13 protein-coding genes are annotated in these 13,767 nt (G+C 68.1%); 5 read left to right on the top strand and 8 right to left on the bottom strand.

What is annotated here, in order from left to right; genetic code table 11:
• Positions 1-68: 68 nt before the first annotated feature.
• Entirely contained in the window at positions 69-1,613 is a 1,545-nt protein-coding gene (gene guaB, locus RJ03_RS04725) for an IMP dehydrogenase (protein WP_232329264.1), read from the bottom strand.
• Positions 1,614-1,902: 289 nt separating this feature from the next.
• Here guaB and RJ03_RS04720 point away from each other — a divergent pair, with 289 nt between their 5' ends.
• Positions 1,903-2,316 carry a DUF5319 domain-containing protein gene (locus tag RJ03_RS04720; protein ID WP_025347353.1) on the top strand — a complete coding sequence of 138 codons (414 nt, stop codon included), beginning with the start codon at positions 1,903-1,905 and terminating at the stop codon, positions 2,314-2,316.
• A gap of 202 nt (positions 2,317-2,518) precedes the next feature.
• Here the strand turns inward: RJ03_RS04720 and RJ03_RS04715 are convergent, their stop codons facing one another.
• The 3 genes from RJ03_RS04715 to RJ03_RS04705 all read right to left on the bottom strand — a co-directional run bounded on the left by RJ03_RS04715 (position 2,519) and on the right by RJ03_RS04705 (position 5,307).
• A complete protein-coding gene (locus RJ03_RS04715) occupies positions 2,519-3,721 on the bottom strand; it encodes an anti-sigma-D factor RsdA (RefSeq protein WP_083870596.1) in 1,203 nt (400 codons plus the stop codon).
• The gene (locus tag RJ03_RS04710) at positions 3,714-4,292 is read right to left on the bottom strand and encodes a sigma-70 family RNA polymerase sigma factor (RefSeq protein ID WP_030513512.1); all 579 of its coding nucleotides are present in this window, start codon (positions 4,290-4,292) and stop codon (positions 3,714-3,716) included. The genes RJ03_RS04715 and RJ03_RS04710 overlap by 8 nt, the downstream gene beginning before the upstream one ends.
• A 127-nt stretch (positions 4,293-4,419) precedes the next feature.
• On the bottom strand, positions 4,420-5,307 hold the full coding sequence (locus RJ03_RS04705) for a hypothetical protein (protein WP_174372256.1): 888 nt from the start codon (positions 5,305-5,307) through the stop codon (positions 4,420-4,422).
• Positions 5,308-5,955: 648 nt separating this feature from the next.
• On the opposite strand from RJ03_RS04705, the gene RJ03_RS04700 reads away from it, so the two are divergent.
• From RJ03_RS04700 to RJ03_RS04690, 3 genes are all read left to right on the top strand, one after another.
• Complete coding sequence (locus RJ03_RS04700; protein WP_030513510.1) at positions 5,956-6,249, top strand: WhiB family transcriptional regulator; 294 nt, start codon at positions 5,956-5,958, stop codon at positions 6,247-6,249.
• Positions 6,250-6,670: 421 nt separating this feature from the next.
• Complete coding sequence (locus RJ03_RS04695; protein ID WP_036498306.1) at positions 6,671-7,246, top strand: sigma-70 family RNA polymerase sigma factor; 576 nt, start codon at positions 6,671-6,673, stop codon at positions 7,244-7,246.
• A 1-nt stretch (position 7,247) separates the two neighbouring features.
• Positions 7,248-7,556 carry an RskA family anti-sigma factor gene (locus RJ03_RS04690; RefSeq protein ID WP_232329263.1) on the top strand — a complete coding sequence of 103 codons (309 nt, stop codon included), beginning with the start codon at positions 7,248-7,250 and terminating at the stop codon, positions 7,554-7,556.
• Positions 7,557-7,845: 289 nt separating this feature from the next.
• Here RJ03_RS04690 and groL read toward each other — a convergent pair whose 3' ends face one another.
• Both groL and groES read right to left on the bottom strand, forming a co-directional pair.
• Positions 7,846-9,453, bottom strand: a complete 1,608-nt coding sequence (gene groL / locus RJ03_RS04685; protein WP_036498305.1) for a chaperonin GroEL — start codon at positions 9,451-9,453, stop codon at positions 7,846-7,848.
• Positions 9,454-9,621: 168 nt separating this feature from the next.
• Complete coding sequence (gene groES / locus RJ03_RS04680; protein ID WP_030513506.1) at positions 9,622-9,924, bottom strand: co-chaperone GroES; 303 nt, start codon at positions 9,922-9,924, stop codon at positions 9,622-9,624.
• 689 nt (positions 9,925-10,613) lie between these two features.
• On the opposite strand from groES, the gene RJ03_RS04675 reads away from it, so the two are divergent.
• Positions 10,614-12,203, top strand: coding sequence for a DUF7159 family protein (locus RJ03_RS04675; protein ID WP_063820337.1), 1,590 nt, complete (start codon positions 10,614-10,616; stop codon positions 12,201-12,203).
• A gap of 27 nt (positions 12,204-12,230) precedes the next feature.
• Here the strand turns inward: RJ03_RS04675 and tsaD are convergent, their stop codons facing one another.
• Positions 12,231-13,265, bottom strand: a complete 1,035-nt coding sequence (gene tsaD / locus RJ03_RS04670) for a tRNA (adenosine(37)-N6)-threonylcarbamoyltransferase complex transferase subunit TsaD (protein ID WP_036498304.1) — start codon at positions 13,263-13,265, stop codon at positions 12,231-12,233.
• Positions 13,262-13,765, bottom strand: a complete 504-nt coding sequence (gene rimI, locus RJ03_RS04665; RefSeq protein WP_245552182.1) for a ribosomal protein S18-alanine N-acetyltransferase — start codon at positions 13,763-13,765, stop codon at positions 13,262-13,264. The genes tsaD and rimI overlap by 4 nt, the downstream gene beginning before the upstream one ends.
• Positions 13,766-13,767: the final 2 nt, after the last annotated feature.

Genomic DNA, 13,767 nt, shown 5'->3' with positions numbered 1-13,767 from the left:
CGGAAAGCCGCCGCGGCGACGGCGTACCGAGCTGACGTGGCAGGGGCTTCGCCCCTCCGCTCCGGCTCCTACTTGCCGCGGCCGGTGTAGTTCGGGGCCTCGACCGTCATGGTGATGTCGTGCGGGTGGCTCTCCTTGAGGCCCGCCGCGGTGATCTGCACGAACTGCGCCTGCTGCAGGTCGGAGATCGACTGCGAACCGGTGTAGCCCATGGCCGCGCGCAGACCGCCCACCAGTTGATGGATGACCTGGTTCACCGGACCGCGGAAGGGCACCCGCCCCTCGATGCCCTCGGGCACCAGCTTGTCCTCGGCCAGCACGTCGTCCTGGAAGTAGCGGTCCTTGGAGTAGGACTTGCCCTGTCCGCGGCCCTGCATGGCGCCCAGCGAACCCATGCCGCGATAGCTCTTGAACTGCTTGCCGCCCACCAGGATCAGTTCGCCGGGGGATTCGGCGGTACCGGCGAGCAGCGAACCGAGCATGACCGTCGACGCACCGGCGGCGATGGCCTTGGCGACATCGCCGGAGAACTGGATGCCGCCGTCGGCGATCACCGGCACGTCGGCGGCGCGGCACGCGGCCACGGCCTCGAGAATCGCGGTGATCTGCGGGGCGCCGACGCCGGCGACCACGCGGGTGGTGCAGATCGAACCGGGTCCGACACCCACCTTGACCGCGTCGGCGCCGGCCTCGACCAGCGCCGCCGCACCCTCGCGGGTGGCGACATTGCCGCCGACGACCTGGATCCGGTCGCCGACCTCGTTCTTGACCTTGGCGACCATCTGCAGCACCTGGGCCTGATGGCCGTGCGCGGTATCGACGATCAGCACGTCGACCCCGGCGTCGGCCAGGCTCATCGCGCGCGACCAGGAGTCCTCACCGACACCCACCGCCGCGCCGACCAGCAGCCGGCCGTCGCGGTCCTTGGTGGCGTTCGGGTACTGGTCGGTCTTGACGAAGTCCTTGACGGTGATCAGCCCGCGCAGCCGGCCGTTGCCGTCGACGATCGGGAGCTTCTCGATCTTGTGCCGGCGCAGCAGGCCGAGGGCGGCCTCGGCGGTGACACCCTCCTGGGCGGTGATCAGCGGCGCCTTGGTCATCACATCGGCGACCCGGCGGTTCTGATCGACCTCGAAACGCATGTCGCGGTTGGTGATGATGCCGACCAGCGCACCGGTCTCGTCCACCACGGGCAGACCCGAGATCCGGAACCGCGCGCACATCGCGTCGACCTCGGCGAGGGTGTCGGACGGGCGGCAGGTGACCGGATCGGTGACCATTCCGGCCTCGGACCGCTTCACCGTCTCCACCTGGGCGGCCTGATCGGCGGCCGACAGATTGCGGTGCAACACGCCCATACCGCCGGCGCGGGCCATGGCGATCGCCATCCGCGCCTCGGTGACGGTGTCCATCGCCGAACTCACCAGCGGGGTGCGCAGCGTGATCTCGCGGGTCAGCCGGCTGGAGGTCTCGACCGAGCTGGGGATCAGATCGGAAGCGGCCGGCAGCAACAGCACGTCGTCGAACGTGAGGCCGAGCATGGCGATCTTGTTCGGATCGTCACCACCCGTATGCGGGCGGACGGCTCGTTCGCCCATCACGGGACTACTCATCTGATCGACCCCTCCTGGACCTCGAAAGCACCGATACGGTACTGCGGCCCCGTCTTCCGGGGACCTCGGTACCGATCGAGAACAGCTGATGGATGGTGGAGCCGAAGCGTGCTACCCGGCGCCTGTGTATCCATGGTATCGGCCGCCTGCGGGGGCGACCTCGTCGCCTCCGACACAGTGGTGGACCAGGGTGGACACAGTGGTGGACGAGGGTGACAGCCGCGCAACAAGCGCGTCAAAATGCCTTCAGCGCTGGCGCGGAGGGGGTGGTTCTGCGTACCGTGGGATTGTGCGTGACCATCTACCACCTGGCCTGCCGCCGGACCCCTTCGCCGGAGATCCCTCCGACCCGTCGGCCGCGCTCGATGCCATTGAGCCTGGGGAGCCGTTGGACCCCCATGAGCGCCTAGCGGTCGAAGAGGATCTCGCCGATCTCGCGGTGTACGAGGCGCTGCTGTCCCATCGGGGCATCCGCGGTCTCGTGGTGAGCTGTGAGGATTGCCGGCAGGACCACTACCACGATTGGGACATGCTGCGCGCCAACCTGCTGCAACTGCTGGTCGACGGCACGGTCCGCCCGCACGAGCCCGCCTACGATCCGACGCCGGAGGCCTACGTGACGTGGGACTACTGCCGCGGATACGCGGATGCCTCGATGAACGAAGCCCTGCACGGCGACGGATTCGACGGCTTCGACGCCTGACCCGTTCCGCAACAGCCGCGCAGTGCTCGCGTCGGCGTAGCCGCGCGCACGTCCGGCGTGTGACTTTCCACACTTCTGCCGAGTATTTCGGCGCGCACATCTACCCCCCGAAAACACGAATCCGACCGCCGGAATCGGCGATCGGTTCTCGTATCGGATATGTCGTCCGGCCGGACACGTCGTTCCGACCGGATATGTCGCTCTAGCCGATGCCGGTGTGCAATCCCCCACCGGCCGGCGGCACCACCACGGTCGGCGCCGAGGGCACCGACGGGCGGACCGGGGCGACGGTCTGCTGCGGCTGCGTCGGCGGGACCACCGCCCCTCCGCCGATGGTGGTCGGCGAATTGGCGGTGGGCTGATTCGTCGGCTGCTGCTGCTGTGTCGGCGGCTGCTCGTTGGTCGGCGGCTGCTGCTGTGTCGGCGGCTGTTCGTGCGTCGGCGGCTCGGCAGTCGTCGGCGGTTGCTGCTGCTGTTGCGTCGGCGGCTTGGAACCACTTCCCGGCTCGGTGCCCGGTGTGCCCGGTACCGAACCGTTCGCCCCGGTTTCAGGCGCGGTCTGGCTGCGCATGATCTCCGGACCCGGAGTGCTCTGCTTGGAACCGCTGCTCTCGTGCTGGCTCGGGTTGGTGGCCTGTCCCGGCGTCGTCGGCGCGACCACGGTCGGAGTGGTCGGCGTCGTATTGGCCTTCGGCTCCAGCGACTCCAGCGCGGCGGCCACCCCGGGGGCGGTGGTCTTCAGCTGATCCAGCAGATGCTGCCAGCGCAGCTGCAGATCCTGCTTGCGCGAATTGTCGTCGACCTGGGTCGTGTTGGTGGAAGCGCTCTCCAGCAGTGCCTTGGCCTGTTCCGGGTGTCCCTGGTCGATCAGCGTCTGCGCCTTGGTCATATCGTCGTCGGCGCGCTGGGCGATCGTGGTCTGCGCCTGCTGGCTGAACACGACCTCCTTCACCCGCCACAACGGATCACCCGGCTGCGCGCCGTAGGAGAACGCCGTCGTCCCGCCCGCGATCACCGCGACCGCGGCCGCGGCGCCCATCAACGGACGTACCAGTCGCAATCTGCCACGGCGATGGGCGTTGACCCTCGCCTCCCGCGCTCCGATCTCCTGGTTGACGGCCGCTACCACGGCGTCCAGATCGGGACCGGCCGGCATCGGAGTCTCGACGATATCGGCCCGCCAATTCGCGAGCAGGCTCGCGAGTTGATACTCCTCGGCACTGTCGGTCGCGACGGGACCGTCGCCGGCGATGGCGTCGATCAGCGCATCGTCGCGGCGTACCGCCGCGATATCCACCGGCCCGGAATCACCGGACTCCCCGGATGCCTCGGCATAGGGACCGCTGTTCGGCGATCCAAGCCGCGCCTTCCAGTCGCCCCGACCGCGCTCGCCATCCCTAGCCATACATTTCACCTGCCCTCGCCACTTGTGACTTCAGTTTCGCGAGCGCCCGATGCTGAGCCACTCGTATAGCTCCCGCCGTACTGCCCACGGCGACAGCAGTTTCTTCTGCTGACAAACCCATGACCAAACGCAGGATCAGGATCTCTCGATGCTTCTCCGGTAGCGTGGCCAGCAGACTGTTCATCTGCCGGCTCGTTTCGGATTCGAGAGCGCGCTGCTCCGGCCCCTGGTCGGTGGATATGACATCTGGTACTTCGGCCATCGCGTCCGCCTTGTTACGGGCGGCGTTGCGATGAGCGTCGGCGACCTTGTGCGAGGCGATTCCGTACACGAAAGCCATGAACGGCCGCCCCTGGTCCTGGTAACGCGGCAGGGCGGTCATCACAGCCAAGCAGACCTCCTGCGCCACGTCGTCCGCGGAGAGCTGCCCACGCTCCGCGGAACCGATCCGCGCGCGGCAATAGCGAACTACCAGCGGGCGGATGATTTCCAGTACCTGGGCTAAAGCGGAACGGTCGCCCTGAGCTGCAGCAGCTACGGCGGCGTCCAACTCCTCGCCCGAGTGCGTCATCGTCAGAGATATTCCTGGCGTTACAAGTGGCACGGCCGGATTTCGACCGGTGCTTCCACCGGTCGGTGGAACGGAACCAACAATAGCGGCTCAACTATGTGAGTCGGACAACATGGGGGATCACTGCTCACCCGATTTCCGGACCGAGCCGCAGCCGACCGCCCCGACCAGCCAGGATCTGCGCGTACGCACCCGATTCCGCGGCCGCGCGGCGGGCCGCGGCCGGCTCGCACACCCCCGCTCGCAACATCGCGGCAGCCCAGCGCAGCGGCAGCAATCCGTGTGCGGCGCAGTCGGAATCGACCAGCTCGGCCATGGCGCGGCTGCGATCGATGTCACCGTCACCCGCCGCCGCGGCGGCCACCAGCAGCCGCGACTTCACTTGATGCCGAACCGATCCCATCCGCTCGGCCGCGGCCACCGCCGCCTCGGCATGAGCCAGGGCAGGCTCGGCAACCAGTCCCATACCGGGTGCGGCAAGGGCGGTTTCGGCGCTGACCCAATGCCAGCGCACCAGGGTTCGCAGATCCGCGGGCGCGCGATCGACTTCGTCACGACAGCGCCGCAGCAATCGTGCGGACACCCGCGGCTGCCCGGTCCCGAGCGCGTCCGCGGCCAATCCGGTGAGCGCGTCGCAGACCGCCGCGGCGCGCATCGGATCGGCCGCCCTCCCCACCGGCAGGTTCACGACCAGCGCCGCCGCACGCCCGTCCAGAATCGCCGCGCGCGCATGCCAGCCGAGCTGGCGCAGCAGCGACGCCTCGGTGGAGGCCACGAGCGAGCCGAGTACCGGATCCCGGGTCAGCCGTGCGGCCCGCAGCAATTCGGTGCGTGCCGCCGCATATCGCCCTTGACCACCGAGGACGACCGCCCGCAGCCAGGTTCCGGCGGGGTCGGTGGCGGCGGGAAGATCCGCTTGCGCGATCCCGGGGCGGCCGCCGAACGCCGCGTCGGCCAGTACGGGCGCGCTGCCGGAGTCCAGCAACCCGCCGACTCGCGGGGACAAATCCAACACCAGCGCACCTTATCCGGAGGAGTGCGGTACCCAGAACCGCGCACGGGCTATTTTTCAGCGAAAAACCGGCGGCATCGTGTTTCCATCAGGTAAATCTGCAACGAGCTAACCGCCGGCGCACCGAAGCGAAATTCGCATGCTTTTCGGATTATTAACCTGCCCGCCCCGACTCGGCCATCCGGACTTCTTCCGCGCCACGGGGACCAGTGTGCCACATCACATATCACACTCCCCAGCGTTGGCAAGCACAACAGGTCATTTCTTCCGCTAAGCACTGCGTGAGCTGGGAAAATGTGAGAATCTACAGACACGCCGCAATACCCGCGAAACAAGTCAACCGGTCAGTATCGCTTTCCCGGTCCGGAAAGTAAACAGCGCACAGGTTAAATCTGAGATCTGCCGGAATTGCGATCACTATCGACGTATCTATTGACGTGATTTCACTGTGCGACCTAACGTACTTCATCGCCGTCGTCGGCGCCGCGCGAAATTGCGGCGACCGCGTACTGCGATCGCCGGAGATCGGCGATACGGTCCGAGCCCGATCTCGGCGAGGTCACTGTCGCCCCCGCCCCAGGGTCCGGACAGACCGCTGCTGCCAAGCACCGCTCGACAACGCCGACGAGCTCGCACCATGAGGAGTTCACCATGCCCATGCCCACCCACCTCCCCGGTCCCAACGCCGACATCTGGGATTGGCAGATGCGCGGCTCCTGCCGCGGTGTGGACTCCTCCGTCTTCTTCCATCCCGACGGCGAGCGCGGACGCGCGCGCACCCAGCGGGAGTTGCGCGCCAAGGAGATCTGCCGGACCTGCCCGGTGCTCATGCAGTGCCGCAGCCATGCCCTGAAGGTCAGCGAGCCGTACGGCATCTGGGGCGGCATGTCGGAGACCGAACGCGAGCTCCACGCCCGGCGCAATCGCCGCCGGATGGCCGTCTGACCGGCGCACGCGAAATTCGGTCGCACCGGACCGATCCGAACCAGCTGGGGCGCCGAATACCTAGCAAACACCCGGCCACTGAACGTGGCCGGCGACAACGGTACAGGCGCAGGTTCTCGGCCACCGCCGATTCGCCTGCCGCATGTAGACCAATAGCCGCACCCAAGCCTCAGCGTTTCGTGAAAGTCGTCGGCGTGTCACGGCGTGTCTCCATACACTCCTCGGCGTGTCGTTTTATGCGCGAAATCCGCTGGGCCACAGGTGCGTTGCCCGACGCACCCCACCCGGAAGGAGGTCATAGCGGCGCGCTACGGTAGTGGCCGATGACACAGAATGGAGCGTTGTGACAACGCGGCCGCCGGCCGCAGAGGGCGACTCGTTCCAAGGATCCATCGGGGACGGTCGGGTGGCCACACCGAGTGTGGACTCTGCGATCACGGCACGCGCAAGCGAAAGTATCGAGCTGGCGGCACTTCTGGAGCGCTGCGGCCGGGCCGATCGGCAAGCATTCGCCGAGCTGTACGACCGCACGAGCGCCCGGGTATTCGGATTGGTGCTGCGTGTCCTCCACGATTCCGGTTACGCGGAGGAGACGACCCAGGAGGTCTACCTCCAGATCTGGCGCACCGCAGCCAATTTCGACCCGGCCAAGGGTTCGGCGGTGACCTGGCTGATGACGCTCGCGCATCGGCGCGCCGTCGACCGTGTCCGTGCCGAACAGGCGCACGCCCAGCGCGAGGTCACCTACGGCGCCGCGACTCTCGGCAACGAATTCGACGAGGTCACCGAGGAAGTCGGCCGCCGACTCGAACAACAGGCCGTACGCGAGAGCCTCGCCACCCTCACCGAAACCCAGCGCGAGGCCATTTCGCTGGCGTATTTCGGCGGCCGGACATATGCCGAGGTGGCTACTTACCTCGGAGTAGGGTTACCGACCGTCAAGTCCCGGATTCGGGACGGATTGACACGACTGAAAAAGAGTTTGGGAGTGACGTGAGATGAACGAGAGCCAGATCGATCTCGCGCATACGGTCGCGCTCGGATCGATCGGCGACGAGGACCAGCGCGCGGTGCAGGAGCTGTTCGACTCCGGCGATCCGGTACTGCGCGCGGACTTCGACACGGAAGTGCAACTGACCAGAGAAGCTCTTACCCTGTTCGCCTCGGCGTCGGCCGTCCAGCCACCCGCCACCCTCCGCACGCGGCTCCTGGCCGCGATCGCCGACGATCACGCCCCCGCCGCACGACACATTCGCCCACCGGCTCACCGCAACGGTGAGGAACCCGGCCCCACCTCCCTCAACTGAGCCCCCGGCGCAGCCGCCACGGCTCCAGCGAGGATCCCTCGCGGTCTCACCACAAAACGCCAACGGCCCGTTCACGTTTCGAACGTGAACGGGCCGTTGGCGTTACACAAGCTGCCGTCACCGAAAATTGTCGGCCCGACCCAACCCCCACGGGTTGCGGCCCGGCTCGTCGATCGGTGCCCGTTGCGTACGCGACGAAGGAGCAAGCAACGGGTGCCGATCGACGAGCCCTAGGGGGCCGCAACCCCGCCGGAGCGAAGTGGAGGCCGAAAATACCGAGGCCGAAAATTCAGTGCGCGTGACCGTGGTGGTCGCCCGCCTCTTCCTCGGCCGGCTTGTCGACCACGGCGCTCTCGGTGGTGAGCACCATCCGCGCCACGGAGGTGGCGTTGAGGACCGCGGAGCGGGTGACCTTGACCGGGTCGACGACGCCGTCGGTGATCAGGTCGCCGTAGGTCAGGGTGGCGGCGTTGAAGCCGTCCTTGCCCTCGCTGACCTTGCTGACCACGACCGCACCGTCGATACCGGCGTTGGTGGCGATCCAGTACAGCGGCGCCCGCAGCGCCTGCCGCACGACCTCGACGCCGATGGCCTGGTCACCGGTCAGCGAGTCGCGCAGTTCGACCAGCTTGGTGGCCGCCTGCACCAGTGCGGTTCCACCACCGGAGACGATGCCCTCCTCGACCGCGGCCTTGGCCGCGCTGACCGCGTCCTCGACCCGGTACTTGCGCTCCTTGAGCGCGGTTTCGGTGGCCGCGCCGACCTTGATGACCGCGACGCCGCCGGACAGCTTGGCCAGCCGCTCCTCCAGCTTCTCGCGGTCCCAGTCGGAGTCGGTGGCCTCGATCTCGCCGCGCAGCTGCGCGACGCGGGCATCGATGGCCTCCTGGGTGCCGGCGCCGTCGACGATGGTGGTCTCGTCCTTGGTGACGACCACGCGGCGGGCGTGGCCGAGCAGGTCCAGACCGGCCTCGCGCAGGCTGATGCCCAGGTCGGGGTTGATCACGGTGCCACCGGTGACGACGGCCAGGTCGTCGAGGAACGCCTTGCGGCGGTCACCGAAGAACGGCGCCTTGACCGCGACGACCTTGAGGGTCTTGCGGATGGCGTTGACGACCAGGGTGGACAGCGCCTCGCCCTCGACGTCCTCGGCGATGATCAGCACCGGCTTGCCGGATTCGGCGATCTTCTCGAGCAACGGCAGGAAGTCGGGCAGCGAGCTGATCTTCTCCCGGTGCAGCAGCACCTGGACGTCCTCGAGGACGGCTTCCTGCTTGTCGGGATCGGTGACGAAGTAGCCCGACAGGTAGCCCTTGTCGAACTGCACGCCCTCGGTGATCTCCAGGTCGGTGCTGACCGTGGAGGACTCCTCGACGGTGACCACGCCGTCCTTGCCGACGGTGGTCAGCGCCTTGCCGACCATCTCGCCGATTTCCTCGTCGCGCGAGGAGACGGTGGCGACCTGGGCGATGGCCTTCTCGCCGGAGACCGGCTTGGCGGCGGCCAGCAGGGCCTCGGACACGACGTCGGCGGCCTTGCTCATACCGGCGCCGAGGCCGATCGGGTTGGCGCCGGCGGCGAGGTTCTTGAGGCCGCCCTTGATGAGGGCCTGGGCCAGCACGGTGGCGGTGGTGGTGCCGTCGCCGGCGACGTCGTTGGTCTTGGTGGCGACGCTCTTGACCAGCTGCGCGCCGAGGTTCTCGAAGGGATCCTCGAGGTCGATGTCGCGCGCGATGGTGACGCCGTCGTTGGTGACGGTGGGGCCGCCGAACGCCTTGGCCAGCACCACGTGCCGGCCACGCGGGCCGAGGGTGACCTTGACGGCGTCGGCCAGCTTGTCGACGCCGCGTTCCATTGCCCGACGAGCCTTCTCGTCGAACTCGATCTGCTTTGCCATGGTTGAGATGTCCTTGGGGTGGGAGTGGTGGACGGGCCTGCGACGACCCGCGGCCGGAAGCAGGAGTCACAACGATCACTGCCCCGGGGCCCACGCGTGGGGCACCGGGGCAGTGATCGTTACGGTGCGATCCGAATCGCGACGGCCGCGAGGGTCATCGGTCGGTCATCACTTGTCGACGACGGCCAGCAGGTCGCGCGCCGACAGGATCAGGTACTCCTCGCCGTTGTACTTGATCTCGGTGCCGCCGTACTTGCTGTAGATGACGACGTCGCCTTCCTTGACGTCCAGCGGAATGCGCTTCTCGCCGTCCTCGTCCCACCGGCCGGGTCCTACGGCGACGACGGTGCCCTCCTGGGGCTTCTCCTTCGCCGTGTCGGGGATGACCAGGCCGGAGGCGGTCGTCGTCTCGGCCTCGTTGGCCTGGACGAGGATCTTGTCCTCGAGCGGCTTGATGTTCACGCTCGCCACGTTGAGCCCTCCACTTTCAGGGGATTCGGTCGTCCGGGGCTGTTCCCCGGACTCACGGTTTGGTCACGGTGTTGATGCGGCGTTCGTGGAGCGTTACCACTACCGCCGTGCCGACCCTGCGCACAGCCCCGTCGTCGCGGGTGCCGGGACCCTTGCCCAAAGTCGAGCTGGCACCTGAGCACAACCAGTGCCGACTAGCACTCTATACATGAGAGTGCCAGCGCTCAAGGGTGGGCAGTGCTGACTTCACGACACACCCGAGGGCGTGGCAATTGATCCGAAAAATCTGTAACGTTCGGATAACGGATTGTGACAGTATGTAAGACGGTTCCGTGATCGGTCATGTCGTACGACAGCTGTGTCGTTACGGCGTGCCCATCGGGCGTAGCCGTCACGCGATCCGCCGAGTACAACAGCTTCACCCATCGCGCGACGACCTCGCGCACACCTGAGACGAGAACAAGACCGCACGTGATCGACGGCCGGTCCCGACCCTGAAAACGGATCGCACCTGATGGGACCGACAGCCTGACGGTATGGCGCCTCACCGGACCGCCCCCCGACGGAGGAAGACCCGTCCCGATCCGCGCGCGGAGTATTCGCCGCACAGCGGATGCCCCTGATGTCCGTTCGAGATGGTCGGTACCACCATGGCCGTCCGCTCGACCAGCTCGAGAAGGGAGGTGAACATGCGAACATCCCTCGGTATCTCCGCCGGGAACGAGGTCGTCTGCTCGGCCGTCGTCGCCACCGCGCCCAACGGTGCCCAGAGTTTCGATTACCGCGTCGTGTCGGCGGATGTGGCACATTCCGATCCGGGTGATCTGGTCGCCTCGTCGATCGAACTGATGACCACGCAGATGCCCCGCGACTATCTGCACCGCGTCGGCACGCACTCGCCCGGCGCCTCGGCGCCGCAGACCCAGCCCGTCCCGGCCGGCGCCATCGCGGTCGCCTACCGCGATCGCGAGCAGGCGATGGCGATTCGCGCCGCGATCGGCCGGCAGCGCCGGGATGTGCAGCTCATCCCCGAAAGTACTGCGGCACTGACCTATTTGCGCGACACCGGCCTGCTCGACCGCTACGAGACGGTGGCGGTGATCGACCTCGGCGCCTCCGGTACGACGGTCACCGTGGCCGATCTGGCCGACGACACCGTGCTGCGTTCCGAGCGCACCGAAGCGATCAGTGGCTCCGCGGTGGACGAGCTGATCTACCACCATCTGCTGGACTGCCATTTCGCCCGCCGCGGCACCCGGCCGAACCGGAACATGCTGATCAATCGCAGCCGGGCGGCCAAGGAGCATCTGTCCATCGCCCCGGCGGTGACCATCGACCACGTCGCCGGGCAGCCGCTGAAGCTGACCCGCGCCGATTTCGCCGAACTGATCGCCGATCTGCTGCACGAGGCGGCCGACTACGCCCGGGCGGTCTTCGCACGCGCGCCGAAAGTCCCGGAGGCGGTGGCGATCATCGGCGGCGGCGCCAATATCGCGTCGTTGGTCGAGGGACTCGACGCACTGCTCGACATCCCCGTGGTCTCGGTTCCGGAGCCGGAGGCGGTGACCGCGAAAGGGGCGGCGCTGGTGGCCGATTCGGCCCAGCCCTCCACCTTCTCCCCGATCGCGCTGGGGAGCGACGGATCGGCCGGAACCTTCACCAAGGTGATCGGCACCCTCGTCGGCGCGGTCGTGGTGGTCGGTCTCGTGGTCGGCTACGGCGTCAAGGAACTCGTGCCGACCGCCCATCAGGATGTGACCCCGGCGGGGACGACCGATACCCAGCTGACCACCACACCCGCGCCGACTCCGACGCCCGCGGGCACACCGGCGGACGGCACCGGGCAGAGCCGGACCGAACATCCGCCGGCGAGCAGCACCCAGCCGGGCAGTTCGGCACCCGGCACCTCGCCGGGCAGTTCGCTGCCGACGACCAATGCCGATCAGGTCCCGCCGGTCACGCCGACCACCAGCGCGCCGGTACTGCGGCCGGATCCGAATCTGCCGCAGATTCCGCTGCCGCCCAACCTGCCGCATCTGCTGGGTCCGCTGCTGGGGACCACCACGCCGCAACCGGTTACGCCCGGCCCGAGTACACCGAACACCCCGACGCCGGGGGCCGCGCCGACCAAGCCGGGCAACACCCGGGTTCCGGTGCTGCCGCGGTCGAGTTCCGGGTCCGCGGATTCGGACCCGGCCCAGCCCACCGAGCCGGGTGATCCCGTTCCGTCCGGACGGCCGGCGGCGCCCGGCACGACGACCGTGCAGCCCGAGGACTGAGTCGAAGGAATCGTCTCCGAGACGGCGTCAGCGAATCTGGCTGGTGGACACCGAAAGTCCCGGGTCGGTCGCGACCGTCAACGGGGACGGTTCGGCGCCGCCCGCGATCACGTGGGCGCCCAGGGTGGCGATCATGACGCCGTTGTCGGTACACAGGCGCGGCTTGGGCACCCGCAGGGTCAGACCGGCGGCCGCGCATCGCTCTTCGGCCATCGACCGGATGCGGGAGTTGGCGGTCGCGCCGCCACCGAGCACGAGCGTGTCCACACCGACGTCCTGCGCCGCGCGCACGGCCTTCATGGTCAGCACATCGGCCACGGCCTCCTGGAACGAGGCCGCGATATCGGGGATCGGCAGTTCGGTCCCGTTGCGCTGGGCCGCCTCGACATAGCGGGCGACGGCGGTCTTGAGACCGGAGAAGGAGAAGTCGTACCGCGGATCACGCGGCCCGGTCATCCCGCGCGGGAAGGCGATCGCGGCCGGATCACCGTGAGCCGCAGCGGCATCCAGCGCCGGGCCGCCCGGGAAGCCGAGGTCCAGCAGTCGCGCCACCTTGTCGAACGCCTCGCCGGCGGCATCGTCGACGGTACTGCCCATTTCGACGATCGGCTCGGCCAGGTCGGTCACGTGCAGCAGATGGGTGTGCCCGCCGGAAACCAGCAGAGCCACACACGGCGGCATCGGACCGTGTTCGAGGGTGTCGACGGCGACGTGCCCGCCGAGATGGTTCAAGGCGAACAGCGGGATATCCCAGGCCGCCGCATAGGCTTTCGCGGCCGCCACGCCCACCAGCAGCGCACCGGCGAGGCCCGGTCCGATGGTGACGGCCAGCGCATCCGGCTTGGCGATCCCCGCCGTCGACAGGGCGCGCCGCATGGCGGGCACGATGGCCTCGAGATGGGCGCGCGAGGCGATCTCGGGAACCACTCCACCGAACCGCGCGTGCTGGTCGACGCTGGACGCCACCTCGTCGGCGAGGAGTTCGCAGGTGCCGTCCGGATGGCGGCGCACGATGCCGACACCGGTTTCGTCACACGAACTTTCGACACCCAGGACGATCATGACAGGACCTCGGAGTCGTGGGCGCGCTCGGCGCCCGGGTGCGGGAATCCGGTCATGGCCGGGCGGCGCATGGTGAACGCGTCGGCACCGCTGGGCTGGTAGTAGCTCTTGCGCAGGCCGATGATGTGGAAGCCATGCTTCTCGTAGAGCGCGATGGCCGGCGCATTGTCGGTCCGCACCTCGAGGAAGACCGGTCCACCGCGCCGTCCGGCCTCGGCCAGCAGCGCGCGCAACAGCACGGTCCCGATTCCCCCACGGTGCACGTCCGGATCGACACCGATGGTGTGGATCTCGGCCTCGGGATGGTCGGCTGTGCCCAGCAGCGCGATGCCCGCGTACCCGAGCATGCGCCCGGCATCGTCGCGCGCCACCAGATAGCGATTGTGCGAGCCGGCCAGCTCCGAGCGGAAGGCCACGTCCGGCCAGGGGTCGTCCTCGGGGAAGAGCAGCAGTTCCAGTTCGACGCAGCGCGCGATATCGGCCGGGCCCATCGGTTCGATAT

Origin of the sequence: Nocardia aobensis NBRC 100429 (assembly GCF_000308375.1) — a bacterium.
In the GTDB taxonomy this organism is placed as follows: domain Bacteria; phylum Actinomycetota; class Actinomycetes; order Mycobacteriales; family Mycobacteriaceae; genus Nocardia; species Nocardia aobensis.
The sequence above is the reverse complement of the archived record's forward strand: the minus strand, read 5'-3'. Positions and strand labels throughout refer to the sequence as shown.

Excerpts from the sequence above, each read along its gene's own strand:
- RJ03_RS04710 (WP_030513512.1), bottom strand. The coding sequence starts at position 4,292 with ATGACGCACTCGGGCGAGGAGTTGGACGCCGCCGTAGCTGCTGCAGCT.
- RJ03_RS04715 (WP_083870596.1), bottom strand. The coding sequence starts at position 3,721 with ATGGCTAGGGATGGCGAGCGCGGTCGGGGCGACTGGAAGGCGCGGCTT.
- guaB (WP_232329264.1), bottom strand. The coding sequence starts at position 1,613 with ATGAGTAGTCCCGTGATGGGCGAACGAGCCGTCCGCCCGCATACGGGT.
- RJ03_RS04690 (WP_232329263.1), top strand. The coding sequence starts at position 7,248 with ATGAACGAGAGCCAGATCGATCTCGCGCATACGGTCGCGCTCGGATCG.
- RJ03_RS04700 (WP_030513510.1), top strand. The coding sequence starts at position 5,956 with ATGCCCATGCCCACCCACCTCCCCGGTCCCAACGCCGACATCTGGGAT.
- groL (WP_036498305.1), bottom strand. The coding sequence starts at position 9,453 with ATGGCAAAGCAGATCGAGTTCGACGAGAAGGCTCGTCGGGCAATGGAA.
- RJ03_RS04675 (WP_063820337.1), top strand. The coding sequence starts at position 10,614 with ATGCGAACATCCCTCGGTATCTCCGCCGGGAACGAGGTCGTCTGCTCG.
- tsaD (WP_036498304.1), bottom strand. The coding sequence starts at position 13,265 with ATGATCGTCCTGGGTGTCGAAAGTTCGTGTGACGAAACCGGTGTCGGC.